This window comes from Streptomyces nidicola (genome assembly GCF_050106155.1).
Classification (GTDB): domain Bacteria; phylum Actinomycetota; class Actinomycetes; order Streptomycetales; family Streptomycetaceae; genus Streptomyces.
This window is the reverse complement of the sequence record NZ_JBNBPI010000001.1, coordinates 5,859,381-5,884,997: the sequence shown is the minus strand read 5'-3', so window position 1 is coordinate 5,884,997 and position 25,617 is coordinate 5,859,381. Positions and strand designations below refer to the sequence as shown.

Annotated in this window: 18 protein-coding genes; 10 read left to right on the top strand and 8 right to left on the bottom strand. The window is 71.2% G+C overall.

Features of this window, described 5'->3' with window-relative positions; translation table 11 throughout:
- Nucleotides 1-8: 8 nt before the first annotated feature.
- Genes ACOKM3_RS26635 through ACOKM3_RS26625 form a run of 3 tightly spaced genes read left to right on the top strand, consistent with a single transcriptional unit; the run spans nucleotide 9 to nucleotide 5,902 of the window.
- A complete protein-coding gene (locus ACOKM3_RS26635) occupies nucleotides 9-311 on the top strand; it encodes a hypothetical protein (protein ID WP_426903554.1) in 303 nt (100 codons plus the stop codon).
- A 57-nt stretch (nucleotides 312-368) separates the two neighbouring features.
- Nucleotides 369-4,859, top strand: coding sequence for a DUF6531 domain-containing protein (locus tag ACOKM3_RS26630; protein WP_426903553.1), 4,491 nt, complete (start codon nucleotides 369-371; stop codon nucleotides 4,857-4,859).
- 20 nt (nucleotides 4,860-4,879) lie between these two features.
- The gene (locus ACOKM3_RS26625) at nucleotides 4,880-5,902 is read left to right on the top strand and encodes a hypothetical protein (RefSeq protein WP_426903552.1); all 1,023 of its coding nucleotides are present in this window, start codon (nucleotides 4,880-4,882) and stop codon (nucleotides 5,900-5,902) included.
- A gap of 76 nt (nucleotides 5,903-5,978) precedes the next feature.
- Here the strand turns inward: ACOKM3_RS26625 and ACOKM3_RS26620 are convergent, their stop codons facing one another.
- Nucleotides 5,979-10,370, bottom strand: coding sequence for an FtsK/SpoIIIE domain-containing protein (locus ACOKM3_RS26620; RefSeq protein WP_426906907.1), 4,392 nt, complete (start codon nucleotides 10,368-10,370; stop codon nucleotides 5,979-5,981).
- Between the two features lie 211 nt (nucleotides 10,371-10,581).
- On the opposite strand from ACOKM3_RS26620, the gene ACOKM3_RS26615 reads away from it, so the two are divergent.
- A complete protein-coding gene (locus ACOKM3_RS26615) occupies nucleotides 10,582-11,526 on the top strand; it encodes a hypothetical protein (RefSeq protein WP_426903551.1) in 945 nt (314 codons plus the stop codon).
- Between the two features lie 3 nt (nucleotides 11,527-11,529).
- On the opposite strand, the gene ACOKM3_RS26610 is transcribed toward ACOKM3_RS26615, so the two are convergent.
- Together ACOKM3_RS26610 and ACOKM3_RS26605 are read right to left on the bottom strand one after the other, a co-directional pair.
- Nucleotides 11,530-12,117 (bottom strand): sigma-70 family RNA polymerase sigma factor, encoded by a 588-nt coding sequence (locus tag ACOKM3_RS26610; protein WP_426903550.1) that lies wholly within the window; start codon nucleotides 12,115-12,117, stop codon nucleotides 11,530-11,532.
- A 149-nt stretch (nucleotides 12,118-12,266) separates the two neighbouring features.
- A complete protein-coding gene (locus ACOKM3_RS26605) occupies nucleotides 12,267-13,040 on the bottom strand; it encodes a LamG domain-containing protein (protein WP_426903549.1) in 774 nt (257 codons plus the stop codon).
- Nucleotides 13,041-13,284: 244 nt separating this feature from the next.
- On the opposite strand from ACOKM3_RS26605, the gene ACOKM3_RS26600 reads away from it, so the two are divergent.
- The 4 genes from ACOKM3_RS26600 to ACOKM3_RS26585 all read left to right on the top strand — a co-directional run bounded on the left by ACOKM3_RS26600 (nucleotide 13,285) and on the right by ACOKM3_RS26585 (nucleotide 16,621).
- Nucleotides 13,285-13,797 (top strand): toxin-antitoxin system HicB family antitoxin, encoded by a 513-nt coding sequence (locus ACOKM3_RS26600; protein ID WP_426903548.1) that lies wholly within the window; start codon nucleotides 13,285-13,287, stop codon nucleotides 13,795-13,797.
- 102 nt (nucleotides 13,798-13,899) lie between these two features.
- The gene (locus tag ACOKM3_RS26595; RefSeq protein WP_426903547.1) at nucleotides 13,900-14,742 is read left to right on the top strand and encodes a DUF4097 family beta strand repeat-containing protein; all 843 of its coding nucleotides are present in this window, start codon (nucleotides 13,900-13,902) and stop codon (nucleotides 14,740-14,742) included.
- A 98-nt stretch (nucleotides 14,743-14,840) separates the two neighbouring features.
- Nucleotides 14,841-15,848, top strand: a complete 1,008-nt coding sequence (locus tag ACOKM3_RS26590) for an ATP-binding cassette domain-containing protein (protein ID WP_426903546.1) — start codon at nucleotides 14,841-14,843, stop codon at nucleotides 15,846-15,848.
- On the top strand, nucleotides 15,845-16,621 hold the full coding sequence (locus tag ACOKM3_RS26585) for an ABC transporter permease (RefSeq protein WP_426903545.1): 777 nt from the start codon (nucleotides 15,845-15,847) through the stop codon (nucleotides 16,619-16,621). Before ACOKM3_RS26590 ends, ACOKM3_RS26585 begins: the two co-directional genes overlap by 4 nt.
- 57 nt (nucleotides 16,622-16,678) lie before the next feature.
- On the opposite strand, the gene ACOKM3_RS26580 is transcribed toward ACOKM3_RS26585, so the two are convergent.
- From ACOKM3_RS26580 to ACOKM3_RS26565, 4 genes are all read right to left on the bottom strand, one after another.
- Entirely contained in the window at nucleotides 16,679-17,587 is a 909-nt protein-coding gene (locus ACOKM3_RS26580) for an SPFH domain-containing protein (RefSeq protein ID WP_426903544.1), read from the bottom strand.
- Between the two features lie 120 nt (nucleotides 17,588-17,707).
- Nucleotides 17,708-19,438 (bottom strand): FAD-dependent oxidoreductase, encoded by a 1,731-nt coding sequence (locus tag ACOKM3_RS26575; RefSeq protein WP_426903543.1) that lies wholly within the window; start codon nucleotides 19,436-19,438, stop codon nucleotides 17,708-17,710.
- Nucleotides 19,431-21,386, bottom strand: coding sequence for an AMP-dependent synthetase/ligase (locus tag ACOKM3_RS26570; RefSeq protein ID WP_426903542.1), 1,956 nt, complete (start codon nucleotides 21,384-21,386; stop codon nucleotides 19,431-19,433). Before ACOKM3_RS26570 ends, ACOKM3_RS26575 begins: the two co-directional genes overlap by 8 nt.
- Before the next feature lie 118 nt (nucleotides 21,387-21,504).
- The gene (locus tag ACOKM3_RS26565; protein WP_426906906.1) at nucleotides 21,505-22,119 is read right to left on the bottom strand and encodes a TetR/AcrR family transcriptional regulator; all 615 of its coding nucleotides are present in this window, start codon (nucleotides 22,117-22,119) and stop codon (nucleotides 21,505-21,507) included.
- A 162-nt stretch (nucleotides 22,120-22,281) separates the two neighbouring features.
- On the opposite strand from ACOKM3_RS26565, the gene ACOKM3_RS26560 reads away from it, so the two are divergent.
- Nucleotides 22,282-22,749 carry an SCP2 sterol-binding domain-containing protein gene (locus ACOKM3_RS26560; protein ID WP_426903541.1) on the top strand — a complete coding sequence of 156 codons (468 nt, stop codon included), beginning with the start codon at nucleotides 22,282-22,284 and terminating at the stop codon, nucleotides 22,747-22,749.
- Nucleotides 22,750-22,769: 20 nt separating this feature from the next.
- Nucleotides 22,770-23,984, top strand: a complete 1,215-nt coding sequence (locus ACOKM3_RS26555) for an acyl-CoA dehydrogenase family protein (protein WP_426903540.1) — start codon at nucleotides 22,770-22,772, stop codon at nucleotides 23,982-23,984.
- Nucleotides 23,985-23,997: 13 nt separating this feature from the next.
- On the opposite strand, the gene ACOKM3_RS26550 is transcribed toward ACOKM3_RS26555, so the two are convergent.
- On the bottom strand, nucleotides 23,998-25,563 hold the full coding sequence (locus tag ACOKM3_RS26550; protein ID WP_426903539.1) for a vWA domain-containing protein: 1,566 nt from the start codon (nucleotides 25,561-25,563) through the stop codon (nucleotides 23,998-24,000).
- Nucleotides 25,564-25,617: the final 54 nt, after the last annotated feature.

Sequence of the window (25,617 nt, the reverse complement as noted above, 5' to 3'; positions counted from 1 at the left end):
GTGCCGTCATGAGCAAATTCCTGGCGAACGCGTCCGCGGAAGTGCTGGAACTACTGGACGAAGTGGCCGACACGATGGTCTCCCTGTTCTCCATCCCGAAGGCGGAGGCCGTGGCGCGGATCAACGCCCAGTGGCCGGAGCAGAAGTTCCTGGAAAACAGCGACATCATCCTGCACGAGGACGACTACTACTGGGCTCTCTTCGTCTACTACGACGGAGACGTACCCGACTGGGACCCCAACGCGGACCGCTCTTCATGGGTGCCTGCCCCCAAGCCCCCAGCGGGGACCGACTTCTGGACTCTCGGTTAATTCCACGACCGGCACGGGGGACGGCCGGAAAACTCCGACGAAATTGAGGTTACGGCCATGACTAGGCCCGCGGTGTCCGACTGGGAAGACGTCTTCGGGTTCTCGGACGACCCGACCCCCGGCGATGCGGACATGCTCGGAGACCTGGCCCGCCAGTACCGCTCCGTCGCCGACAACGCGGGCGATGCCCTGCCCCTCGTCTCCGGTCTGGAGAACAACCAGACCGGCGAGGGCAAGACGATGGACAAGCTTCGGGACAAGCTGGGCGATCTGGCCGAGCAGGTGCGCAAGTTGCACAGTTCGTATGACCAGGCCGCGAGCGCGCTGGATACGTACGTGCATTCGCTGCGTGATCAGCAGCGCAACGCCGACAACGCGCTGGAGAAGGGCCGGGAGGCCAAGGCGCGGCTCGATTCGGCCACCGACGTGGTGAGTGCGCTCACCGCCGACATCAGCCACCTCGACGGGGTCAAGCATCCGCCGGACGACAAGGAAGCACGGGCCAGCACCCGGCGCGCCCTCGACGAAGCGCACAGCAAGCAGTCCTCCGCGCAGGCGCAGGCCGACGACGCGCAGGCCGACCTCGACGCCGCCCGCATGCTCGCCGAAGACGCGCGGCAGGTGCGTGAGGAGGACGCCGCCGTCGCCGCGCAGAAGCTGGACGACGCCCGGGACGAGTCCGTCGAGGGCTACAGCCTCTGGGACAAGATCAAGAAGGCGTTCAGCAAGGCCCTCGCCATCATCAGCGCGGTGTTGGGTGTGCTGGCGATGCTCGTGCCCGGGCTTCAGGGGCTGGGGATCGCGCTCACGATCGGTGCCGTCGTCGCCGGTGCCGCGTCACTCGCCATCAACATATCGATCATGGCCGAGACCGGCGACTGGGACATCGGCGAGATCATCCTCGGGGTCGTGGGCCTGGTCGCGGGCGGCGGTGCGCTGCTCAAGGGGATCAAGGGGATCGGTTCGGCCCTCAAGGGCGTCAAGCCCGCCTCGGCCAAGGCGGGCGACGCTCGCAGCGTGGTCCGGGGCCTGGGCACTCGCAAGTGCGCGGGCGACCCCGTCGACGTGGCCAGCGGTGAGATGGTGCTGCCCCAGACCGATCTGACGCTGCCCGGCGTGCTGCCGCTGACGGTCACCCGTACGTATCTGTCGACCTACCGCTGCGGCCAGTTCTTCGGCCCCTCCTGGGCCTCCACCCTCGACGAGCGTCTGGAGATCGACGACCAGGGGCGCGTGTGGTGGACCCGCGAGGACGGGTCGATCCTGACCTACCCGAGCCTTCCCGCCTCCGAGTCCGATGACCCGGTGTGGCCCGAGGAAGGCGAGCGCCTGCCGCTGACCTGCGCGGGAACGGACGACACCACGGGCCGGGTCACCTACCGCGTCACCGACCCCCACTCGGGCCTCGTCCAGACCTTCGCCGACCACCCCGACGACGCCAACGGTCTTTACTGGCTGACGCATTGGCACGACCGCAATGGGAACACCGTCACGGTCTCCCGCCTCGAGGACGGCACCCCCACCGAGCTCCTCCACTCCGGCGGCTACCGCGTCGAGGTCCACTGCATCGCCGGCCTGATCACCGGTCTCTCGGTCGCCACGCCGGACGGCCCCGTCGAGGTCATGTCCTACGAGCACGACGCGGACGGAAACCTCACCCACATCATCAACTCGTCGCGAAAGGCCCTGGTGTTCGGCTACGACGACCAACACCGCATCACGTCCTGGACCGACCGCAACAACTCCGTCTACCGCTACGCCTACGACGACGCCCACCGCATCACCGAGACCATCGGCCCCGACGGGTATCTGTCGTCACGCTGGTCCTATGACCCCACCGAGCTCCGCACCCACTACACCGACGCGTGCGGTGCCACGACGGTCTACCAGCTCAACGACCACCACCAAGTCGTCGGCGAGACCGACCCCCTGGGCAACACCACCACCTCCGAGTGGGACCGCTACGACAACCTCCTCGCCCGCACCGACGCCCTCGGCAACACCACCCGCTACGAGTACGACACGGCCCACAACCCCACGGTCGTCGAACTCCCGGGCGGCAGCCGGTCCACGGCGGCGTACAACGAACTGAATCTCCCCGTCTCCTCGACCGGTCACGACGGGACGACGTGGCACTGCGCATACGACGAGCAGGGCAATCCCACCGTCATGACCGCCCCGGACGGGGTCACCATTCGCTACACCCACGACCGCGCGGGTGCCATCGCGACGGCGACCGATGCGGTGGGCGCTGCGGCCACTTACGAGAACGACGGCGCAGGACTGCCGCTCTCCGTCACCGATGCCTCCGGCGGGACCGCCCTGATCGAACGCGACGCGTTCGGCCGTCCCACCACTCTCACCGACCCGCTGGGAGCGATCACCCGCACGGCGTGGACGGTCGAAGGTCACGTGGCGGAGCGCACGGGCCCCGACGGCCGCACCGAACGCCTCACCTGGGACGGCGAGGGCAACTGCCTCACGCACACCGACGCAGCGGGCAGCACCAGCCGTTTCGAGTACACCCACTTCGACATGCTCGCGGCGCGCACCGAGCCCGACGGTGCCCGGTGCACCTTCGCCTACGACGGCGAGCTCCGCCTCACCCGGGTCACCAACCCGCAGGGTCTCGAGTGGGACTACAGCTATGACGCCGCCGGCAATCTCGTCGCGGAAGCCGACTTCGACCAGCGCGAAATCCGTTACTCCCACGACGCGTTGGGCCGGGTGATCTCCCGGACGACGCCGCTCGGCGAAGAGATCGGCTACACGTACAACGAGCTCAGCCAGCTGACGTCCAAGGACGCGGCCGGGGTGCGGACCGATTACACCTATGACGCCGCGGGCGCCCTGGTCCGCGCGGTGTCCCCCACTTCGACGCTCACCCTCGAGCGGGACCTCACGGGGAACCTGCTGGCGGAAACCGTCGACGGACGCACCACCCGTTACACGTACGACCTCATGGGCCGCCGCACCTCCCGCACCACGCCAACCGGCGCGTACACCGAACTCACCTACGACGAGGCAGGCAACCGCGACTCCCTGACCTCCGACGGTCACCGGATGGAGTTCGGCCACGACCTCCTCGGCCACGAACTCGTCCGCGCTCTGGGCACGGCCGCCTCCCCGGTCGCCATGACCACGAGCTGGGACATGGCCGGCCGCCCCGTCGCGCAGGGGCTGACCGCCCGGAGCGGGGACGCACGGGCCCGCAGCTACGCGTACCGGGCGGACGATTACGTCACCTCCATCACCGACGGGGTGACGGGGGCGAGCCGGCGGATGGAACTGGACCGGGCAGGGCGCCCGTTGTCGGTCACCGCCGAAGGCTGGACCGAGTCCTATGCCTACGACCGGGCGGGCAACCAGACCGAGGCCGCCTGGCCCGACGAGGCGCCCCGCACCGAGGCCCGGGGCTCCCGGGCCTACGCCGACACACGCCTGCTCTCCGCCGGTGGTGTCCGGTACGAGTACGACGACGCGGGCCGCATGGTGCTGCGCCAGAAGCGCCGCCTGTCGAAGAAGCCCGGCACTTGGCGCTACGAGTGGGACGCCGAGGACCACCTCGTCTCCTGTGTCACACCCGACGGCACCGTGTGGCAGTACACGTACGACCCGATGGGCCGCCGCACCGCCAAGTACCGCATGGCGAAGGACGGTTCGGTGGCCGAGGCGGTGTACTTCACCTGGGACGGCACCAGCCTCGCCGAGCAGACGGACACCGCCACCGGCGTCATCCTCACGTGGGACCACGACGGCCACCGGCCGCTCACGCAGTTGGAACGCAAGCCGCGGAGCCAGGACGAGTTCGACTCCCGGTTCTTCGCCATCGTCACCGACCTCGTCGGCACCCCCACCGAACTCGTCGACGAGCAGGGCGACATCGCCTGGCACTCCCGGGCCACCCTGTGGGGCGTCACCACCCGCAACCGGGACGCGATCGCCCACACACCGCTGCGTTTCCCGGGGCAGTACGAGGATCCCGAGACCGGCCTGCACTACAACTTCTACCGGCACTACGACCCCGAGACCGCCCGGTACACGACTCCGGACCCCCTCGGGCTCGAACCGGCCCCCAATCCCCGCACCTACCCGCACAACCCCCATACGTGGTTCGACGCCCTCGGGCTCGCACCGTGCAATGACCTGGAGAGGCTTGCGCGAGAAGTGAACAGGGTGCTGGGCAGGCGAGGCCGGGCAGGCCAGACGGTCGCCGCGGTCCGTGACCGGACCGGTGATGTCTGGGTGAGCGGCACGAGCAAGGCGAAACTGACCCCCGCACAGCGCCGCCTCGTCACCGCCCGAGGGGCCAAGTTCCTGCCCAACGACCAGTACATGCCTCCGAGACTGCTGGCCGCCCATGCGGAGGAGAACCTTCTGGCATTCCTCGACAGGGTGGGGCGGGTGCCCACGCACGGTGCGGCGAGCCGCAGCGTGTGCGCGGACATCTGCGAACCTCTCATCAGGTCCTTCGGGGGCAGAGTGTCGGGGCCCATACACTCCCGGGACGCCGGAACCAAGATCCGGCATTTCCAATTTCCAGGTTGACCGAGGAACGGGAAGCACCCATGCCCGAAGACATCACCCCTCAACTCGTCGGCGAGGAGACCGTCGAAGGAATCGCGGAAGCCTGGGCGGAACTCGACGGACGTCAGTTCCGGGACGGCACGTTGCGGCTGGTGACACGTTCCGAGGAGCTGGTGAGCATCAGGTCGGTACGTTCATCCGCCCAGCCACCGCTCTTCTCCGACGACGCCTTCTCCGTACCCCTGGACGAGCTCGACGAGTGCCACTACGTGACACCGACCAGGAGTGGCGTCGCGGCGTCCCGGCAGGACTCGGTGTCGTACCACTCCCTTAGTGGAGCGGTGGAATGGGCGTTCAGGCACTTCTCCTGGGGGGACGACGCCATCGGGAGCGGGGCCTGTGCGGAGACCCCCGACGGGCTCCACGTGCTCGCCGCCGTCCCCGGAACTCCCGACAGCACGGGGGAGTACCCGGGCGACCGCTTCGTTCTCCTCGCATCGGAGAACGGGGACGTGCTCGACGAGGCGCCACTCCCCTCGTTCTCCGGCGCCTACACGCTGGACGCCCTCTTTGGTCGGTCGCCGGCTTTCCTCCTGTCCGCGGCTCAGGGTCAGGACGGCGCGTTTTCCTGGCAGGTGGACATCGTCGACGGCCGCCTGCGTCTCACGGAGCTGGCGGCGGGCGAGGACCGGGTGACGGCGGTGCAGAACGGCCGGGTTCTGGTGCAGGACGTCGGTGGCGCTCGGCTGCGGGTGCACAGCGCCGCCCCCGCCAGTGCTTCGGCGGTCGCATCCGAGGTGTCACCGGAGGATCTGCGGACCACACAGGAGTCCTTCATCACGGGTGACTCCGGCTTTGTCGACGCCTCCCACGTCATCGTCGCCGTCGGCGAGGAATGGTGGTCCGAGGAAACCGAGCATTTCCTGCTCGACACGGAGGACCTCACCGCTCGCCATCGGGTTCGCTACCCGTTCCCGGACGGCCCGGATCCGAAGGCGCTCGGGGACGGTACGTGGCTCACCGTGAACGGGGACGAGGTGCAACGCTGGCGCGTCGCGCGGTAGCGAACGCGGTCCGCACAGCACAGAGGGCTCCCACCGATCCGCTCGGTGGGAGCCCTCACATCGTGCGCGGAGCCGGTCAGTTCACCGCCGCCGGCAACACCGTCTCCGGCACCTGCACCGTCCGCAGCACCCCGTCCCCCAGATGCAGGATCGCCCGCCCCGCGGTGGGGGCGTTGAGGCGGCTGCGGGGGATCTTGACGCCGATCAGGTCGCCGTCGCTCATGTTCTGCGGCTTCAGGAGCAGACCGCAGCGGTTGCGGCGGGCCTCCGTGTGCCAGCCGGAGAAGCCGGAGGAGAGGCGGTCGGTCTGGCCCGCGATCACCAGGCCGCGGCCGTTCTCCGCACCGGACTTGGCGATCTGGGTGAGGACGGGCTCGGCCTTCGTCTTCAGCAGCAGGTCGGCGTCGTCCAGGATCACCACGGCACCCTGCGGCGCCGACCCCAGTACCTGTTCGAGCGCCGTCGGGTCGATGTCGGACTCCTCGTAGACCGCGAGGACACCGGGCCGCCCGGCGAGCCGGCGCAGCGGTGACCTCGCGGGCGCGCCGATGACGATGGGCGTCTTCGTCGACAGCAGCGACATCGCCAGTGTCGACAGGACCGTGCTGCGACCCGAGCGGGCGGGACCGGAGACCATGAACGTCGGCGTGACGGAGAAGTCGGGGCCGACCGCCGCGAGTTCGTCGCCGCCGACTCCGGACAGGGCCCACCGCGCGGACGGCAGCCTGCGCGGCACGTACTGGATCGCCTGTTCCCAGGTGAGCCGGTCGGGGAGGGTGTCGACGCGGAACGGGCGTGTCGTAGCAGGGAGTTGAGACGACTGCGTGCGGCAGTGTTCGGCGATCTGGTGGAGCGCCCCCGCCTGCGCCTGGCCCTCCGGGTTGTCCGTGAGGAGCGCGATCTGCACCTCCGCCTTGTCGGCGGCGCGGAAGGCGCGGCCCGGCGGGATCTCGTCCGGCACGTTGCGCTGGGTGATGCCGATCTGGCCGTACTCGGACTTCTCGTTCAGCTTGAGGACGAGCTTGTCCTCGGTGGAGCCGTTGACCCGGCTGGAGAACAGCGCACGGTCACCCGTCATCAGCAGGTGGATGCCGACGCTCGCGCCGTCCCTGAGCAGGGTCATCACCGAGTTGAGGAGGTTGCCCGAGTCGTACTCGCCGAGCTGCTTGTCGAAGACCTCCCAGCGATCGATGAACAGCACGATGTGCGGCGGGCGTTCGGCCTCCGGCAGGGCGCGGCGGAGCTCCGGGAGGTCGGCGCTGCCGCGGGCCGCGAGCATCTCCTGGCGGCGGGTCAGCTCGCGAGTGAGGCGCGCGAGGAGGCGGGCCACCCGGTCGGGCTGGGTGCGCTGGGTGATGGCACCGCAGTGCGGCAGGCCCTCGATGGGCAGCAGCGCGCCGTTGCCGCAGTCGATGCCGTACATGTGGAGTTTGTCCGCGCGGTTGGCGAGGGCCAGGGCGCCGGCGATGGTGCGCAGCGTCTGGGACCTGCCCTGGCGGGGCGAGCCGACGATGTGCAGGTGGCCGAGGGTCGCCGGGTCGATCACCAGGGGCTGCCGGGCCTGTTGCGCGGGCAGGTCCACGACTCCGTACGGGACGGGCTGGAGGTCGTACTGAGAGGGGGCGGGGGCCGGGAGGTCGCGGGTGACTAGGGCCTCGGGCAGCGGCGGGAGCCAGGGGCTGTGCTGCCGGGGGATGCCCATCTCCCGGTCGGCCTCGCGGATCGCCGTGACGAGCCCGGTGAGGTCGGTCTCGACCTCGGCGGGCGCGGCGGCGGCGCGGGGGCGTGCCGGGAGCGGCTCGCCGAGGTGTTCCCAGCCGACCGCCACCGCCCAGGGCGCCGGCAGCGAGACCGTCGAGGCGCCGGGGCGACGGCCGCCGACGCGTCCGGACTGGAACGGGACGAGGGAGTTCTGGCCGAGGCGGACGTACGCGCGACCCGGGTTGCTCTGCGAGATCCCGGCGGCCTCACCGGAGTTGATGACGTCCTGGCTCTCGCCGGAGTCCGTCACGCGCAGGGCGATACGCAGGTTGGTGTTGGCGCGGATCTCGGAGGAGACGACGCCGCTGGGGCGCTGTGTCGCGAGGATCAGGTGGATGCCCAGCGAGCGGCCCCGCTGGGCGATGTTGACCAGGCCCTTCACGAAGTCGGGCAGATCGCGGACCATCGAGGCGAACTCGTCGATGACGATGAGGAGTCGGGGCATCGGATCGCGGCCCGAGCCCGGCTCGCGCTCCAGGAGGTCGACGTAGTCCTCGATGTCCTTGGCCCCCGCCGCGGCGAGGATGTGCTCGCGCCGGGTGAGTTCGGCCGTCAGCGACACCAGGGCCCGCTCGACGAGGTGGGCGTCGAGGTCGGTGACCATGCCGACGGTGTGCGGCAGGTCGACGCAGTCCTTGAACGCGGAGCCGCCCTTGTAGTCGACCAGTACGAAGGTCATCGCGTCGGGACGGTTCGCCACGGCGAGGGAGGCGACGATGGTCTGGAGGAGTTCGGACTTGCCGGAACCCGTGGTGCCCGCGACGAGGCCGTGCGGGCCGTCGCGCTTGAGGTCCAGGTGGAACGGGCCGTCGAGGGAGACGCCGACCGCCGCGCGGGTCGAGCGGCCGCCGGCCAGCCAGCGGGCCCGGATACCGGAGGCCTGCGGCGGGTCGAGGGCGAGGACGTCGAGCAGCCGCGCGGAGGCGGGCAGCACGGCGGCCTCCTCGTCGCCGCCGCCCGGGTCGCGCAGCGGGCCCATCGCGCGGGCCAGCGAACGGCAGTAGTCGGCGGAGACCAGGTCGGGCCGGACGCCGGTGACGGTGCCGCGGCCGGAGCGGCCAACCCGGATGGTGCCGCCGGGCTCCTCGGCGACGACGGCGAGGCACTCCTCGGGCAGCAGCCGCTCCTCGGCGTCGAGGCATACGGCGCGGACGCCGACGGCCGGGCCCTCGCGCAGGATCTGCGTCACGCCGGGCAGCGAGCGGAGCCTGCGGGCGCCGTCGAGGACGACGAGCACGTCGGGCCCCGCGGGCTTGCCGCGCCGTTCGGCCGCAGTCGCCGTGGCGCGCTCGGCGATCAGCGCGGTGAGCTCGGCGACGCGGAGGGCGCAGCTCTCGGTGCCGTAGCCGATGGAGGCAGGGGTGTCGCCCGACTTCTTGCGGACGTGCGGCAGCCAGCGCAGCCAGGACCAGCCGTCGCGGCCCTGTTCGCCGGTGGTCAGCAGGTGGATCTGGAGATCGCGCGGGCTGTGCAGGACGGCGGCCTGGGCGATGGCCCAGCGGGCCACGGAGCGCGCGCCGGGACCCTGGCCCGCGATGCCGAGGACGTGGTGCTCACGCAGCGGCACCGTGACGGGGACGTCGTAGGCGGTCCACGGGTCCTGGCGGCGGTGCTCGTCCTTCGTCGGGTCGTGGAGGACGACGTCGGAGTCCATGTCGGCGGTGCCGACGCGCAGTTCGAGGAAGTCGGCGTCGGTGGCGCGGCGCTCCCAGAGGCGGCGGCGGGGGCCCACGGCGGTGAGGACGACCTCGGCCGGGTCCGGGAAGCCGCGGCGCCGGGCGGTGCGCTCGGCCGTCAGGGCCTCGTTCGCGTCGCCCTCGATGCGCGCCTTCTTCTCCTCGAACTCGGCGACGCTGTCGGAGTGCGACTGCTTGCCGGTGCGGCGGCTCATCACGTAGTTGCCGACGATCACGACCGGGGACAGCAGCCCGAACAGCAGCATCGACATGCGGCCGAAGGCCAGCGCGCCCACGACGGCCATCACGATGGGGGCCGCGGCGGTGATCCACGGGAGCGGCCGGGCGGCGAGCGGGGCGGGCGGCGACGGCAGGGTGAAGCGGGTGGCGCGCTCGGCGGGGTGCAGCCGCGGCGGCCGGTTGTAGTCCCAGCCGGTGCCGTCCTCGGAGGGCTGCACGGCGGCGTCCGGCTTCTGCGGCAGCGCGAGCTCCAACAGGGAACCGCCGACGAGGAGTTGGGCTCCGACCGGCCAGGCCACCGCCTCGGTGACCGCCACGCGGTCCAGTTGCAGCGAGCCGTCGCCCGGCACGGAGGCGTCGGGCGCGATCCGGCAGCGTCCGCCGGGGCCGACCGTGAGGACGGCGGACGGGCGGTCGGGGACGGCGCGCAGCACCTGGGCGGAGCCGTCGTGGCCGAGGCCGATCCGGTACTCCCCCATGTCGATCCGGTGCACGGCGCCCGCTCCGGGACCGCCGACCGCACGGACCTCCACCAGGCCGTCCGGTTCGGTGGCCGCGGTGCCGGCCGGGCGGCCGAGGCCCACGATGGAGGCGTGCTGCAAGGGCGCGTCCCGCAGCCGCAGGTCCCCGGGCAGCAGCCGGTCGTCGGCGTACAGGCCGAGGCCCTCCGGGGGCCGGTGGACGCCTCCCGCCCCGGCCAGCGCCTCCGCGACAGCGCTCATGGGCGTGTCGGGGTCGGCGTCGAGATGGACGTCGAACGCGTCACCACCCGCCTCGACCACGGTCAACATCAACGACACGAAAACGTCCTCCAGCCAGGGTGAATGAGGGCCTGGGCAGCCGCGGTCGACGGCTCCCGTACCACTGACGTGACTACGGGGCAGGTCGGCGGACGGTTCACGGAACTTTCCTGTGAACCATCCGCCGACCGGCGCCGTAGTGGCCATCGGGTGCACGGCGCAGCGACCGTGCCGCTCCCGTTTTGTGACAAGGAGTCAGTGGATGATCTGGTACGTCCTGGCCGCGGTGCTGGGTCTTGCGCTGATCGCGGCGGTGACGGCGCTGATCGTCACGGAGCTGCGGGCCCGACCGCCCAAGCCGGTCAAGGCCTCGGCCGCCGTCACGAGCCGCGCCGCCCTCGACGTGGTCGACGCGGGCCTGCGCCGGCTGACGGGCGAATGCCTGCGCTCCGGCCGCTCGTTGCCCGATCTGTACGCCGTCGTCTACTCGGAGCGGCGGCTCGGGCTGCTGCTCGCCGGCGCCCAGCAGGACGCGCCCACGCCCTGGACGGCCGAGGAGGACGGCGAGCGCTGGTCGATCTCGCCCGACGATCTGCACCGCCCTGGCCCCGACGGCGAACCGGCCCTGCCGTACGCACTGACGGTGACGGTGGGCCTCGACGGCCCCGACCGGGTGCTCGTCGACCTCTCCCGCGCGGCGGGCCCCATCTCGGTGACGGGCCCGGACGACGAGGTGCACCGCATGGTGCGGGCCCTCGTCCTGGAGGCGCTCGCCGGCCCCGTGGGGGCGCTCGCCCAGGTCACGCTGGTGGGCTCGCTGGCCGACGGCCGGCTCCTCAGCGGCGACGAGACGCGCAGCTCGCGGCTGCACAGCGCGGCCAGCCTGGAGGAGGCCTTCGCCAGCGCGGCGTCGGCGAACGCGGGGGTGCCGGCGGCCGGTTCGGCCGACGTCACGCAGGTGTTCCGGCTGATCGAGGGCAGCAGCCGGATGGCCGTGCAGGGCGAGGTGCCCCACCTGTTCGTCGTGGACGCCACTCAACTCCCGCGCCGGGAGGAGGTGTTCTCCGGCCTGCGCCGCGAGGACGCCCTCCTCGTGCTCGGCGAGGCGCCCACGGGGTGGCGCTGGCGCATCGGCGCGGACGGTTCGCTCGACACCGGTCCGCTCGGCCTGAAGATCACCGGCCATGCGGGACGGCTGGCCGTCTGAGTGTCACGCCGCCTCGCTGTCCACCACGCCGTGCGCGTACAGACCGCGCCTGTTCAGCGCCTCGCGCATGGCGCGCGCGGCGTAGTACGTGCGGGACTTGACGGTGCCGGGTGGCACACCGAGCACCTGGGCCGTCTGGTTGACGGTGCGTCCGAGGTAGTGGACGTGCAGCAGGACCTCGCGCTGGGACGGCCGCAGGTCGCCCAGCGCCTCGACGAGGACCTGGGTGGTGAGGATGTGGTCCACGTTGTCGGACACCGGCAGGTGGGCGAGTTCCGGGTCGCCGGTCTCCGGCGGTCTCGCCTGGCGGGCCCGGTGGCCGTCGATGACGAGGTTGCGCAGCGCGGTGAACAGCCAGGGCCGCGCCGAGTCCGCGGTCGGGTCGAGTTCCGCGGCATGCCGCCAGGCGCGTATGGCGACTTCTTGAAGGATGTCCTCGGCGCGGTGCCAGTCGCCCTCCAGTCGCCGCGCGGCGAACTGCAGGAGCGCGGTTCCGTGGAATTCGTAGAGCGCTCTGAGGAATTCGTCGGGCTGGAGGTCAGCGGCGCGGGGGCCGGGTATCCGGTCTTCGGGCGAAGCACTGGCCGACAAGGGCCTTTCCTCTCCGGATCGTCTGTGGGGGAAGACGGGTTCCGCCGGGTGCGGGAAAAACCGGCAGGCACCGCCGAAGGCAGCCGTACGCGCGTGTGGCGCACGGCGGCCCGCGGCGGCGGCGGTGACGTTCGGCGCGAGGGCGCCGGTCAGCCCGGTTCGTGGGAGGAGAGCGTGCTCACCTCACGGGACGTCAACTCGCGGTCGTAGACATGCACGTCGGCGATGTCACCGCTCCAGTAGTCGGTGGCCTTTCCGCCGAACTTGCCGCGGCCGATCAGCACGCTGCCCGTGGGCTTGACGCCGCTGGAAGCAACCCTGGTTCCAGCGAGCTTGCCGTCCACATAGATCCGCATCCGGTGGTCCTTCTGACTGTACGTGCCGGTCAGGTGGTACCAGCGGTCGGGCTTGGGCCCCTCCGACGACTCCGCGACGGTACGGGCGCCGGGGAAACTGAAGGCGAAGTTCTGGTCCTGGCCGGAGTACTGGAGGAAGAACGCGCTGTTCTTGTCGCCGTCCAGGGACAGCGCCGTGTGCATGCCCTTCAGGTCCTGGTCGGTGAGGCGCACGCGCGCGGCGACGGAGTAGTCCTCGCCCGCGGTGTCGAGGCGGGTGTTGGTGTCGGCGTATCCGCTGGTGCCGTTCAGTCGCAGGGCGCCGCCCTCGGGGCCTTCGGTCCACGCCACACCGTCGCCGAACACGGCGTCGTGCTCACCGACCTTCGCGGTGCCGGACCGGTGCAGCGGCCACCATCCGAGGCCGTCCAGCGATTCGGCGTCGCCGCTCGGGCTGGACGACGCGGCCGGTTTCGCCTCGGCCTGCTCGCTTCCGGAGTCCTGGCCACGCACCAGTTGGACGCCGACGAAGACCAGCGCGGCGGTCAATACGGCGATCGTGCTGATAAGCGCCCATCTGCGCGTCATGAATTTCCTCAGAGGTGCGGCATAAACGTGTCACTGGTTGGCTACGCACCCCAGCCGAAAACGGTTCAGTGTGCACGTAGTTCACACCCGGCAGTCACTTGATCCACACGCACCTCACATGCAACCCGCGCACGGTCCGCACGCCGGCACCGCATGGCACACCGTGGCGCCACGTGATGCCACATGGTGCCACCCTGAGCCAAAGTGCTTGCACATGACGCCATAGTGGTGCCACTATGGCGTCATGGACCTCACGCCCTACGTCGACACCCTGCACCGCGAGCTCGCGGTGGCCGCCGAAGCCGGCGGGGACGAAGCACGCGAGCTGGCCGAGCGGCTCACCGCTCCACTGGAGTCGGCGACCCGGCTCACGATGCTCAACGTGCTCTCCGCCGCCATGGACGAGATCACCCGCGACCTGGCGCCCGGTTCGGTCGACGTACGGCTGCGGGGGCTCGACCCCGAGTTCGTGGTGACACCGCAGCCGCGCGACACCCCGGCAGGACCCGCCGAGCCCGTTCAGGCCCCCGCCGCGCCGCCCGCGCCCGAGACCGACGAAGGCGGCACCGCCCGCGTCAATCTGCGCCTGCCGGCCCACCTCAAGGCCCGCGCCGAGGAGGCCGCGAGCCGCGAGGGCCTCTCGGTCAACGCGTGGCTGGTGCGCGCGGTGTCCGCCGCGGTCGACGGCGGCGCCGGGCCCCGTACGACAGAGAAGAGCCGCACCGTCGGACAGAGCTTCACGGGGTGGGTGCGCTAGCCGCGCCCCCGTCCCACCGCACCACCCGCACCACAGCCAGAGACCGGCACACCACGTCCCATCAGCGGGGACGCCCCAACGAGCCAGGAGGACGGGACAGCCATGCCTACTTACGAGACCCCCGAAGCCATTTCGGTCAACGCCCATGTGGGCGCCGGTTCCATCCAGTTCACCGCGAGCGAGCGCCCCGACACCGTCGTCGAGGTGAAGCCCGGGAACCCGAAGCGGGGCAAGGACGTACGGGCCGCCGAGCAGACCGAGGTCACGTACGCGGGCGGCGTCCTCACCGTCAGGACGACGGAGCGCCGGATGATCGGCCCCAGCGGGATCGTGCACGTGACGGTCGAGCTGCCCACCGGTTCGTCCGTCGAACTGACCGGCTCCTGGACCCAGGTGCTCGGCGAGGGCCGGCTCGGAAAGGTCCGGGTGAAGACCTCGGGCGGCGATGTCCGCCTCGACACCACGGGCCCGCTGCACCTGAAGGCGGCGCACGGTTCGGTCCGCGTGGACCGGGTCGAGGGCATGGCCGAGATCACCACCAGCTCCAGCAGCCTGCGGGTCGGCGTCGTCGACGGCCACGCCGTCCTGAAGAACGCGCACGGCACCACCATCCTCGACGCCGTGACCGGCGAGCTGCGGGTGAGCGGCGCCCACGGTGACATCGAGATCGGGCGCGCCGAGGCCTCGGTCGTCGCCACCACCGCCCACGGCGCCCTGCGGGTGGCCGATGTCGCCCGCGGCACCGTCCAGTTGGAGACCAGCTACGGCGCCATCGAGGTCGGCATCCGCGAGGGCACCGCCGCCTGGCTCGAAGCCAACGCCGACAACGGACAGGTCCGCAACACCCTCACCGCCTCCGAGGCACCGGCCGAGTCCGAGGACTCCGTCAAGGTCCGCGCCCGCACCAAGTGGGGCAACATCGACATCCGGCGCGCCAAGCACTGAGCCGTACGACCTCAACTCCCGTACGTCTCCCAGCACTTCACCGGCGTTCAGCTTCGCCGGGACACCCATCACCCCGCACCCTCACACCGGAGGGCCCCATGCCTTCATCTGTCATGTCCACATCCACCCACCGCGAGACCGGACGGGTCCCGCTCGCCGTCTCCACCGTCGGCCTGCGCAAGTCCTACGGCGACAAGACCGTGCTCGACGGCATCGACCTGAGCATCCCCGCCGGTTCGGTCTTCGCCCTGCTCGGGCCGAACGGGGCCGGGAAGACGACGACCGTGCGGATCCTGTCCACGCTCGTCGACGCGGACGGCGGGCAGGCGCAGGTCGCCGGGCACGACGTCGCCGGAGCGCCGGACGGCGTCCGCGCCGCGATCGGTGTCACCGGGCAGTTCGCCGCGCTCGACAACATGCTCACCGCCGAGGAGAACCTGCTCCTCATGGCCGACCTGCTGCGGCTCGGCAAGCGCGAGGGCAGGAAACGGGCGAAGGAACTGCTCGAGCGGTTCGACATCGCGGATGTCGCAGGGAACCGCGCGGCCACCTTCTCCGGTGGCATGCGGCGCCGCCTGGACCTCGCGATGACGCTCGTCGGCGACCCGCAGGTGATCTTCCTCGACGAGCCGACGACCGGGCTCGATCCGCGCAGCCGCCGCACCATGTGGGACACCGTGCGCAACCTCGTCGCCGGCGGTGTCACCGTCTTCCTGACCACGCAGTACCTCGAAGAGGCCGACCAGTTGGCCGACCGGATCGCCGTGCTCGACGGTGGCCGGATCGTCGCCGAGGGCACCGCCGACGAGCTCAAGGCACAGATCCCCGGCAGCCACGTACGGCTGCGGTTCAACGACTGGGCCGAGTACGAGCGGGCGGCCGAGGCCTTCCCCGGCTCGGCCCGCGACGACCAGGAGCTCGCGCTGCGGATCGCGGGCGACGGCGACCTCGCCGCGCTGCGCGCCCTGTTCGACCGGCTGGACGCCACCGGTGTGCAGGCCGCCGACTTCTCCGTGCACACCCCCGACCTCGACGACGTGTTCCTCGCCCTGACCGGCGACGGCACCGACGCCAACCCGCTTCACGTCAAGGAGACCCTGCGATGAGCACCCTCACGTACGCCGTGCACGACTCGATGACGATGACGCGGCGCAACATCAAGCACGCCCTGCGCTACCCGGCCGTGTCCCTCGGCGCGTCCATGATGCCGATCCTGATGCTGGTGCTCTTCGTGTTCGCCTTCGGGGACTCGATGTCGGGGGGCGCGGGCCGGGACGCGTATCTGGAGTACCTGACACCCGGAATCGTGATCATGGGGGTCGCCGCCGGGGCCATGTCGACCTCGATCGCGGTCTGCCAGGACATGACCGAGGGCATCATCAACCGCTTCCGCACCATGAACATCACGCGCTCGTCGTTCATGACGGGCCATGTCATCGGCAGCGTCCTCACGACGACGGTGAGCCTGGTGCTGGTCGTGGCCGTGGCCATCGCACTCGGCTTCCGGCCCGACGCGAACCCGGTCGAGTGGCTGGCCGCGGCGGGGCTGCTCGTCGCGATCACGTTCGCGATCACCTGGCTCGCGGCGGCGCTCGGCCTCAAGTCCAAGACGGTCGAGTCGGCGAGCAACAAGCCGCTGCTCATCCAGTTCCTGCCGTTCCTCGGCTCCGCGTTCGTGCCGGCCGAGTCGATGGCGCCGGGCCTGCGCTGGTTCGCCGAGCACCAGCCGTTCACGCCGATGACCGAGACGCTGCGCGGGCTGCTCACCGGTTCCGCGATCGGGAACGACGGGTGGATCTCGCTCGCCTGGTGCGCCGCGATCGCCCTTGTCGGCCACGTCTGGTCGCGCAAGCTGTACGACGTCAACACCGAACGCTGATCGGGCGGTTCACCGTGGGGGCTCCGCGACGGGGCCCCCACAGTCACGTCCCGACCATCACGTTCCCGAGTCCCCGCGCGTGAACGCCACGGTCAAGTCCCGTACGAGCGCGTTACGTTCGTACTCGTCCAGCTCCACGAGGCCGCGGCCCGTCAGCCGTTCGAGCGTGTCCTCCACCGAGTCGACGACGCTGGTCAGCACGCCCGCCCGCTGCCGGGCGTCGAGCGCCGCGATCCGGCGGCGGTGCATCGCGTCGGCGACCTCGGGCGCGTACTCGATGCGCGTCGGGCGCACCGCGAGCACCTCGACGCCGATCGCCGCGCACTCCTCGGACAGCACCTGGGCCAGCTCGGCGCCGACGGCCTCGGGGTCGCGCAGCGTCGGGGCGGACTCGTGGAAGGCCCCGGGCTCCAGCCGCGAGAACACCCGGGCGAGCGCCACCTCGATCTGCCCGCGCAGATAGGCGTCGTGGTCCTGCACCGCGAACAGGGCCCGCGCGGTGTCCCGCACCCGCCACACCACCAGGGTCTCGACGCGCAGCGCCATCCCGTCCGCGTCGACCGCGGGCAGCGGCTCGCTGCGCCAGTGCCGCAGCCGTACGTCGATCCGGCGGCGCAGCACGAGCGGGTTGACCCAGCGCAGGCCGGTGCGCCGCACGGTGCCGCGGTAGCGGCCGAAGAGGCTCAGCCCCAGCGCGTCGCCCGACCGGCACCGGGTCAGGCCGCCGAAGGCCAGCACGGCGAGCACCCCGCAGCCCGCAACGTACGCGCCCCGCGCCGCCCGGACGGCGTCGTCGCCCCGCGCCGGGGCGCCGGGCCCGAGGAAGTCGGTGACCGTGTCCGGGATCCAGCCGAGCAGCCGGCATCCGTACAGCGCGCCCGCGAGCGCCAGCACCCCGGCCGCCGCGCCCAGCCAGCCGGGCAGCGACCACCCCGCCCGCTCGACGACCTCGTCCCGCTGACCCATCGGCCCTCCCGAATCCCGTGAACACGACCTCGCCACATTCACGTTATGCGGCAATAGGCGGAAAATGCCGGAATTTGGGGAGGGCGTGGGGCGTGGGGTCACCCCGGAGCCATTCGGGGGTCACTCCAGCCGCAGCTCCCCGTACGCCCCCGCCGGGACGACCGGGCTGCGCGGCGCGACCGGCCTCAACTCCCGGTAGCCCGCCCCCTGTTCGGGACGCGCGTCCGTCTCCCCCTTGTTCGGCCAGTACGACATCGCCCGCTCGGCCTGCGCCGTGATCGTCAGGGACGGGTTCACACCGAGGTTCGCGGAGACCGCCGAGCCGTCGACGACCGAGATGCCGGGGTGGCCGTAGACCCGGTGGTACGGGTCGATCACGCCGGTCTCCGCGCTGTCGCCGATCGGGCAGCCGCCCAGGAAGTGCGCGGTGAGCGGCTTGCCCATGAGTTCGCCGAGGTTGGTCCCCGCGAAGCCGTTGATGGACTCGGCGATCAGCCCGGCCGCCCGCCAACCCTCCGGTATGTGCACGGGGTTGGGGCTCCCGTGCCCCTGCTCGGCGGTGAGCAGTCCGCGCCGGTCGAGGCTCGTCGTCAGCGAGTTGTCGTGGGTCTGCATGACGAGTCCGATGATGGTCCGCTCCGACCAGCGCCGCAGGGCCACGGTCCGGGCGACGAGGACCGGGTGGGAGAGGAACGCGAGCGCGGCGGCGACCGGCTTCGGCAGATTCTGCTTGTACTGGGGCACGCAGATCAGGGCCATGAGGTTGGAGCCCTTGCCGTAGCGGACGTTCTCGATGTGGGTGTTCGCGTTGGGGTGCACGGACGAGGTGATGGCGACGCCGCGCGTGAAGTCGATGTCCGGGCGGCCGTAGCGGCGCGGCCAGGTCAGGGCGCCCACCAGGGACTCGGAGTTGGTGCGGGTGAGTTCGCCGAGGCGGCGCGACAGGCGCGGCAGGACGCCGTCGTCGCGCATGCGGTGGAGCAGGGTCTGGGTGCCGTACGTGCCCGCGGCCAGGACGACGCGACGGGCGCGCAGCACGGTGCGGCGGCCGCGGCGCCGCTTGTCGGTGGGCACGGTCGTGACCTCGAAGCCCGCGCCGTCGGCGAGTTCCCGCACGCTCGTCACGGTCGTCATGGCCCGGACCTCGGCGCCGGCCCGTTCGGCGAGGTGCAGATAGTTCTCGGTGAGGCTGTTCTTCGCGCCGACGCGGCAGCCGGTCATGCAGGAGCCGCACTCGGTGCAGGCGGCGCGGGCCGGTCCCGCGCCGCCGAAGTAGGGGTCGGGGACCTCCGCGCCCGCCTTGCCCGTCGTCGCCCCGTCGGCGTCCTGCCCGTCGCCGAAGAAGACGCCCACGGGCGTGAGCCGGAAGGTGTCCCCGGCGCCCATCCGCGCGGCCGCGTCCCGCAGCAGCTCGTCGGCCTCGGTGACGGTCGGGTTGGTGCGCACGCCGAGCATCCGCCGCGCCTGCTCGTAGTAGGGCGCGAGCTCGGCCTGCCAGTCGGTGATGTGCCCCCACTGCCGGTCGCGGAAGAAGGCGGGCGGAGGGACGTACAGGGTGTTGGCGTAGTTGAGCGAACCGCCACCCACACCGGCCCCCGCGAGCACCATCACGTTCTTCATCAGATGGATGCGCTGGATCCCGTACATCCCGAGGCGCGGCGCCCACAGGTAGTCGCGCAGCTTCAGCGACGTACGGGGAAGCGTGTCCCGCGAGTAGCGCCGTCCGGCCTCCAGCACGCCCACCCGGTAGCCCTTTTCGGTCAGCCGGAGCGCGGAGACGGAGCCACCGAAGCCGGAGCCGACGACGAGGACGTCATAGTCGTACGTCACTGTGGTCGCGGCCTCAGTCACCGTAGAGCTCCCCGATCTCGCGCTCGTACTGGGCGAGGACGGCCGCCCGCTTGATCTTCAGAGAGGGCGTGAGGAGCCCGTTCTCCTCACTGAACTCGCCCTCCACCAGCGTGAATTTACGGATGGACTCGGCGCGGGAGACGGCCTCGTTGGCGTAGTCGACGGCCTTCTGGACGTCCGCGACGATCCTGGGGTCGCTGATCACCTCGGACATCGGGGTGTCGGCGGGCATCTTGCACACGCTCAGCCAGTGCGCGACGGACTCCGGCTCCAGGGTGATCACGGCGCCGATGTAGGAGCGGTTGTCGCCGACGACGATGCACTGGCCGATGGGCGAGCGGCTGCGCAGCCGGTCCTCCAGGACGGCGGGCGAGACGTTCTTGCCGCCGCTGGTGACGAGGATGTCCTTCTTGCGCCCGGTGATCCTCAGGTAGCCGTCGTCGTCCAGCTCTCCGAGGTCGCCGGTCGCGAACCACCCGTCCACGTCCAGGACTTGATCGGTCGCGGCCTGGTTGTTCCAGTACGCGCCGAAGACGATGCCGCCCTTGACGAGCACCTCGCCGTCGTCCGCGATCCGGATGGCGCTGCCGGGCACGGGCAGGCCCACGGTGCCGGGGCGGGGCCGCAGCGGCGGGGTGATCGTGGCGGCGGCCGTGGTCTCGGTGAGACCGTAGCCCTCGTAGATCATGACCCCGGCGGCGTAGAAGAACAGGTTCAGATTGCGGTCCAGGGGTGAGCCGCCGCTGATCGCGTACCGGAGCCGGCCGCCGAGTTCCTTGCGCACGCGCCGGTAGACGAGCAGGTCGTAGAGCCCGGCGGCGAGGGTCAGGCCGGGCCCGGGGCCCTTGCCCCCGTTCAGGAACCGCTCCAGATGCGCCTCGGCGTAGCGCACCGCGATCCGGTCGGCGCGGTCGAAGGACGAACCGCGCCCGAGCTTCTCGGCCGTCGCGCGTCCGGTGTCGTGGATCTTCTCGAAGAGGTAGGGCACGCCGACCACGAACGTCGGCCGGAACGAGCGCAGTTCGGGCCGCAGCTCGTCGGGCTTGATGCTCGGGCAGTGCCCGAGCTCGATCCTGGCGAGCATGCACGCCACCTGGATCGTCCGGCCGAGGATGTGCGCGAGCGGCAGGAACAGCAGCGTCGACGCGGACTGCCCGGTGATCGCCTTGAAGATCGGGTGCAGCAGCTCGACGGTGTTCGCGGCCTCCGCGTACAGGTTGCCGTGCGTGAGGACGCAGCCCTTGGGCCGGCCGGTGGTACCGGAGGTGTAGCAGACGGTCGCGATGGTGTCGGGGGTGAGCGCGGCGCGGCGCTTGACGACCTCCTCGTCGGCCACATCGGCGCCCAGGGCGGCGAGTTCGAGCACGGCGCCCCCCGCCGCGGCAGCGGCTGATGTCGGCGTGATCCGGCGGATGCCGGGGCGGTCGGCCTCGGGCATTGCGGCGACGGCCTCGGCGGCCGCGACGGCGTTCTCCGGCGTCTCGACGATCAGCGTCGTCGCGCCGGAGTCCCGCACGATCCACTCGATCTGCTCGGGCGAGGACGTCGCGTAGATGGGCACGGTCTGCCCGCCGGCGGCCCAGATCGCGAAGTCGAGCACCTGCCACTCGTAGCGGGTGCGCGACATCAGGGCGACGCGGCCGCCCGGTTCGAGCCCCGCCGCGATCAACCCCTTCGCGGTGGCGGTGACTTCACGGGCGAACGCGGCGGCGGTGACCGGCCGCCACTCCCCCGCCTCCTTGCGCCGTACGACGACGGCGTCCGGCTCGTCCTCGGCGTTGCGATACGGGATGTCGGCGGGCGTGGACCCGTCCTTCGGCGGCTCGGCGAGCGCCGCGACGCGCGCCTCGCGCACGGCCCCGTTCTCGTCCCTGACCAGTTCGACCTTGACGCGATCGGCCAGGTCGCGGCGGGCCCCGGCCCGCTTCAGATCCTTGCGTACGCCCATGACGGCTCCCGTGTGCGCGGCTGCCCGACTCGTACTTACTGGGGAGTCAACTTACCTACGCGTAAGGAAAATTCAATGGTCACGTACGAATCCGCGACCACCGCCGGCGATTCGCCGGTTACGGCGCCCAGACCTCGCCGTCGAGCACGTCCCGCATTCCCACCCACACCATGTTCATCAGGCGCAGCGTGATGCCCTCCGGGGACTGGCCGGGGTGGCGCTCCATCCAGTCGGTGAGCGAGTCGGCGGCGCCCACGAGGGCGTGCGCGACGAAGTCGGCGTCCTCGTCGCCCAGTTGGGAGCCGCGGCCGCTGTCCGAGATGCCGTCCCTGATGAGCCCCGCCACCTCGGCCATGATCGCGATCCGCGCGTCGGCCACGGCCGCGGCGATCGCCTCGCTCAGCTCGGAGGCCTGCCGGTGCAGCACGACCCAGCTGTCGCGGTGCTCGGCGACGAACGCGAAGAACGCCGAGAGCCCGGCATGCAGCCTCAGTTCGGGCGCGGCCCCCGCGCCCCGTGCGGCCTCTTGGAACGCGGCGACGAGCCGCGCGGCCTCGCGCCGCAAACAGGCCAGGAACAGCCCTTCCTTGGAGTCCAGGTACAGATACACCATCGGCTTGGAGATTCCGGCGAGTTCGGCGATCTCGTCCACGGACGCCGCGTGGTAGCCACGCTTGGCGAAGACGCGCACGCCCACGTCGATGATCTGCTGCTCGCGCATCCGGCGCGGCATGCGCTTCCTGCGCGCCGCCGTACGCCCTTGAGCCGCTCCCGATGTGCCCGTCACCCTTGTCAGCCTATCTACGTCGCCGTAACCTTACCAATCAGTAAACTTACTAAGCGGTAAGGTCGCCGTAAGCGGCAAGTCGAGACAAGAAACAAGGAGAGTGCGCCCATGAGCGGTGCCGAGGAGATCGCGGCGCTCGACTTCGCGAGCGTCACGCCCGAGGAGTTCGCGCGGATCGTGAAGGGGCTTTCCGCGAAGGAGATCAACCAGATCGCGCGGGACGAGGAGCTGCGCACCCGCGTCCTCAAGGAGGTCTTCGGGCGCATGGAGCGGCAGTTCAAGCCGGACGTCGCCGGGTCTCTCGAAGCCCTCATCCGCTGGAAGGTGACCGGCCAGGAAGAAGTCCCGGAAGCGGTCTACGAGACCAAGATCTCGGGTGGCACCTGCACGGTCACCGAGGGCCGCTCGGACACCGAGCCGCGCGTCACGCTGATCATGGGCGACGCCGACTTCCTCAAGCTGGTCTCGGGCAACTCCTCGCCCGTCACGATGTTCATGATGCGCAAGGTCAAGATCGCGGGCGATGTGGCCCTCGCCTCCGGCCTGACCCGCTACTTCGACATCCCCAAGGCGTAAGGGAAAGGAGTCCGACCGTCATGGCTTTCTCCCTTGAACTGGGCGAGGAACAGCGCGATCTGCGGGACTGGGTGCACGGCTTCGCCGCCGACGTCGTCCGCCCCGCGGCCGCCGAATGGGACGAGCGCGAGGAGACGCCCTGGCCGGTGATCCAGGAGGCGGCGAAGATCGGCCTCTACGGCTTCGAGTCCCTGGCCGAGATGTTCGGCGACCCGAGCGGCATCTCGCTGCAGATCGCCAACGAGGAGCTGTTCTGGGGCGACGCCGGCATCGGCATGGCCCTCTTCGGCACCTCGCTCGCGGTCGCCGGGATCTTCTCCTCCGGCACGCCCGACCAGCTCGCCGAGTGGGTGCCGCAGTGCTACGGCGACGAGGACGACCCCAAGGTCGCGGCGTTCTGCGTCTCGGAACCGCAGGCGGGTTCGGACGTCGCGGCGATGCGCACGCGGGCGCGCTACGACGAGGCGAAGGACGAGTGGGTCCTCAACGGCCAGAAGGCCTGGATCACCAACGGCGGCATCGCGAACGTGCACGTCGTGGTCGCCTCCGTCGACCCGGAGCTCGGCTCGCGCGGCCAGGCGGCGTTCATCGTGCCGCCGGGGACGCCGGGCCTCGAAGGCGCCAAGAAGATAAAGAAGTTGGGCCTGCGCGCCTCCCACACGGCCGACGTCTTCCTCGACGACGTCCGGGTCCCCGGCCACTGCCTGCTCGGAGGCAAGGAGAAGCTGGACGCGCGGCTCGCGCGGGCCCGCGAGGGGACGTCGCGCTCCCGGGGCCAGGCCGCGATGTCGACCTTCGAGGTCAGCCGTCCGACGGTGGGCGCACAGGCGCTCGGGATCGCGCGCGCCGCGTACGAGTACGCACTGGAATACGCGGGCGACCGGGAGGCCTTCGGCCGCCCCATCATCGAGAACCAGGCGATCGCGTTCGCGCTGGCGGATCTGCGGACGGAGATCGAGGCCTGCCGCCTCCTCATCTGGCAGGCGTCCTGGATGGCCCGCAACGACAAGGTCTTCGACGCGGGCCAGGGCTCCATGTCCAAGCTGCGCGCGGGCGAACTGGCCGTCGCGGCGAGCGAGAAGGCGATCCAGGTGCTCGGCGGGGCCGGCTACAGCCGGGAACACCCGGTGGAGCGGATGTACCGGGACGCGAAGATCTACACGATCTTCGAGGGCACGAGCGAGATCCAGCGCCTCGTGATCGCGCGAGCGATATCCGGGCGCCAGATCCGATAGGCCACATCAGCCTCTATTGGCGGACGCCGAGCCGCATCGCCTCCCGGATCGCCTCGCGCAGCCTCCGCACGTCCGCGTCCTCCGTCACCGGCACCAACTGCTGCACGTGATCGGAGAGTTGCGGCAGCGTGGGCGTGCCGGGGAACCCGCGTCGTTCGGCCGTGCCGCCCAGCCGGTCGGCGAAGTAGCCGGCCACCGCGGCGACGCGCAGGCGGGGCGTGGTGTCGGACGACCACAGCTCACCGTCGAGGTCGGACACGGTCACCCGGCCGGAGGCCTCTCGCGGGGCCCGGGTCGCCGGGGCGAGCCAGCGGACGGTCGCCTCGGCGACCTCGCCCTCGGCGCCGTCGCGGAGCCTGACCGCGTAGAGGGCCGTCACCGTGTGGCCGGGCCCGACCTCGCCGCCGTCGACGCTGTCCGCACGGAAGTCGTCGTCGGCGACGCGCCGGTTTTCGTAACCGAGGAGACGGTGCTCGACGACCGTGTCCGCGTCGAACTCCACCTGCGCCTTGGCTTCCCGAGCCCTCAACTGGACGTGGGCCGGGAGCTGTTGGACGAAGACCTTGCGGGCGTCCGCGGCGCTGGAGACGTACGTGGTGTGGCCGTCGCCCTTGTCGGCGAGGCGTTCCATCAGCGCGTCGCCGTAGTCGCTGCCCACGCCCACGCCGAAGAGCGTGATGCCGTGCTCGCGGCGGGCGTCCGCGATGCGTTCGAGGATCGTGTCGGCCGAGGTGGCGCCGGTGTTGGCGAGTGCGTCGGAGAGCAGGACGACGCGGTTCGTGGCGCCGGCCCGCACCCCCTCGACGGCCGTGGCGTAGCCCGTCTCCACGCCCGCCTCCAGGTTCGTGGAGTCGGTGGGTTCGAGGGTGTCGACGGCGCCGCGGACCCGGTCGCGGTGCTCCCCGCCCGGTGGCCCCAGGCGGGTCATCGGGAGGACCGTCCGCGCCTCGTCGCTGAAGGTGACCAGCGCGATGGAGTCGTCCGCGCGGAGCCGTCCGGTGAGCGTCGTCAGCGATTCCCGTACCAGGTCCAGGCGGCCCGGTTCCGCCATGGAGCCGGAGATGTCGACGACGAACGTCAGGGCCGCGGGCGGCCGTTCGCCCTCGGCCGGGGGCCGCGCCGTGGCGAGGCCCACCCGCATCAGCCGCCAACCGTCCCCGCCGGTACGGGCGCCGTCCACCGTCACTGAGAAGCCGTTGCCCTCGGGGCGCGGATAGTCCTGGCGGAAGCTGTTGACGAACTCCTCGGGCCGCACGGTCCCCGGCTCCGGCAGCCGTCCCTCGCCCAGGCTGCGGCGCGCGTACCCGTACGAGGCGGTGTCCACGTCCAGGGCGAACGTGGAGCGCCGGTCCTCCCCGGCCGCCCCTTCGGCCGTCCCTTCGGGCGTCCCTTCGGGCGCCAGGACATCGGGGCCCGAAGGCACCGCCGGTTCGTCGGCCGAGCCGCGGCTCGACTTGTGGCCCGATTCGTCGGCCGAACCGCCGGCGCCCCCGCACCCCGTGAGCAGCAGCCCGCCGACGAGTAGCGCGGCACCGAGCCGTATCGCACCGGGCGGCTGATTTCCCTGCGTCAGTGTCATGTGACCTGTGACGCGCGGGGCGGCCGAGAGGAGCGCTCGAACGTGTTGCGGCCC

Coding starts and splice junctions, on each gene's coding strand:
- ACOKM3_RS26620 (WP_426906907.1), bottom strand. CDS start 10,370: ATGTTGACCGTGGTCGAGGCGGGTGGTGACGCGTTCGACGTCCATCTC.
- ACOKM3_RS26580 (WP_426903544.1), bottom strand. CDS start 17,587: ATGGGTCAGCGGGACGAGGTCGTCGAGCGGGCGGGGTGGTCGCTGCCC.
- ACOKM3_RS26635 (WP_426903554.1), top strand. CDS start 9: ATGAGCAAATTCCTGGCGAACGCGTCCGCGGAAGTGCTGGAACTACTG.
- ACOKM3_RS26560 (WP_426903541.1), top strand. CDS start 22,282: ATGAGCGGTGCCGAGGAGATCGCGGCGCTCGACTTCGCGAGCGTCACG.
- ACOKM3_RS26565 (WP_426906906.1), bottom strand. CDS start 22,119: ATGCCGCGCCGGATGCGCGAGCAGCAGATCATCGACGTGGGCGTGCGC.
- ACOKM3_RS26570 (WP_426903542.1), bottom strand. CDS start 21,386: ATGGGCGTACGCAAGGATCTGAAGCGGGCCGGGGCCCGCCGCGACCTG.
- ACOKM3_RS26595 (WP_426903547.1), top strand. CDS start 13,900: ATGCCTACTTACGAGACCCCCGAAGCCATTTCGGTCAACGCCCATGTG.
- ACOKM3_RS26605 (WP_426903549.1), bottom strand. CDS start 13,040: ATGACGCGCAGATGGGCGCTTATCAGCACGATCGCCGTATTGACCGCC.
- ACOKM3_RS26555 (WP_426903540.1), top strand. CDS start 22,770: ATGGCTTTCTCCCTTGAACTGGGCGAGGAACAGCGCGATCTGCGGGAC.
- ACOKM3_RS26615 (WP_426903551.1), top strand. CDS start 10,582: ATGATCTGGTACGTCCTGGCCGCGGTGCTGGGTCTTGCGCTGATCGCG.
- ACOKM3_RS26585 (WP_426903545.1), top strand. CDS start 15,845: ATGAGCACCCTCACGTACGCCGTGCACGACTCGATGACGATGACGCGG.
- ACOKM3_RS26630 (WP_426903553.1), top strand. CDS start 369: ATGACTAGGCCCGCGGTGTCCGACTGGGAAGACGTCTTCGGGTTCTCG.
- ACOKM3_RS26590 (WP_426903546.1), top strand. CDS start 14,841: ATGCCTTCATCTGTCATGTCCACATCCACCCACCGCGAGACCGGACGG.
- ACOKM3_RS26600 (WP_426903548.1), top strand. CDS start 13,285: ATGGACCTCACGCCCTACGTCGACACCCTGCACCGCGAGCTCGCGGTG.
- ACOKM3_RS26625 (WP_426903552.1), top strand. CDS start 4,880: ATGCCCGAAGACATCACCCCTCAACTCGTCGGCGAGGAGACCGTCGAA.
- ACOKM3_RS26550 (WP_426903539.1), bottom strand. CDS start 25,563: ATGACACTGACGCAGGGAAATCAGCCGCCCGGTGCGATACGGCTCGGT.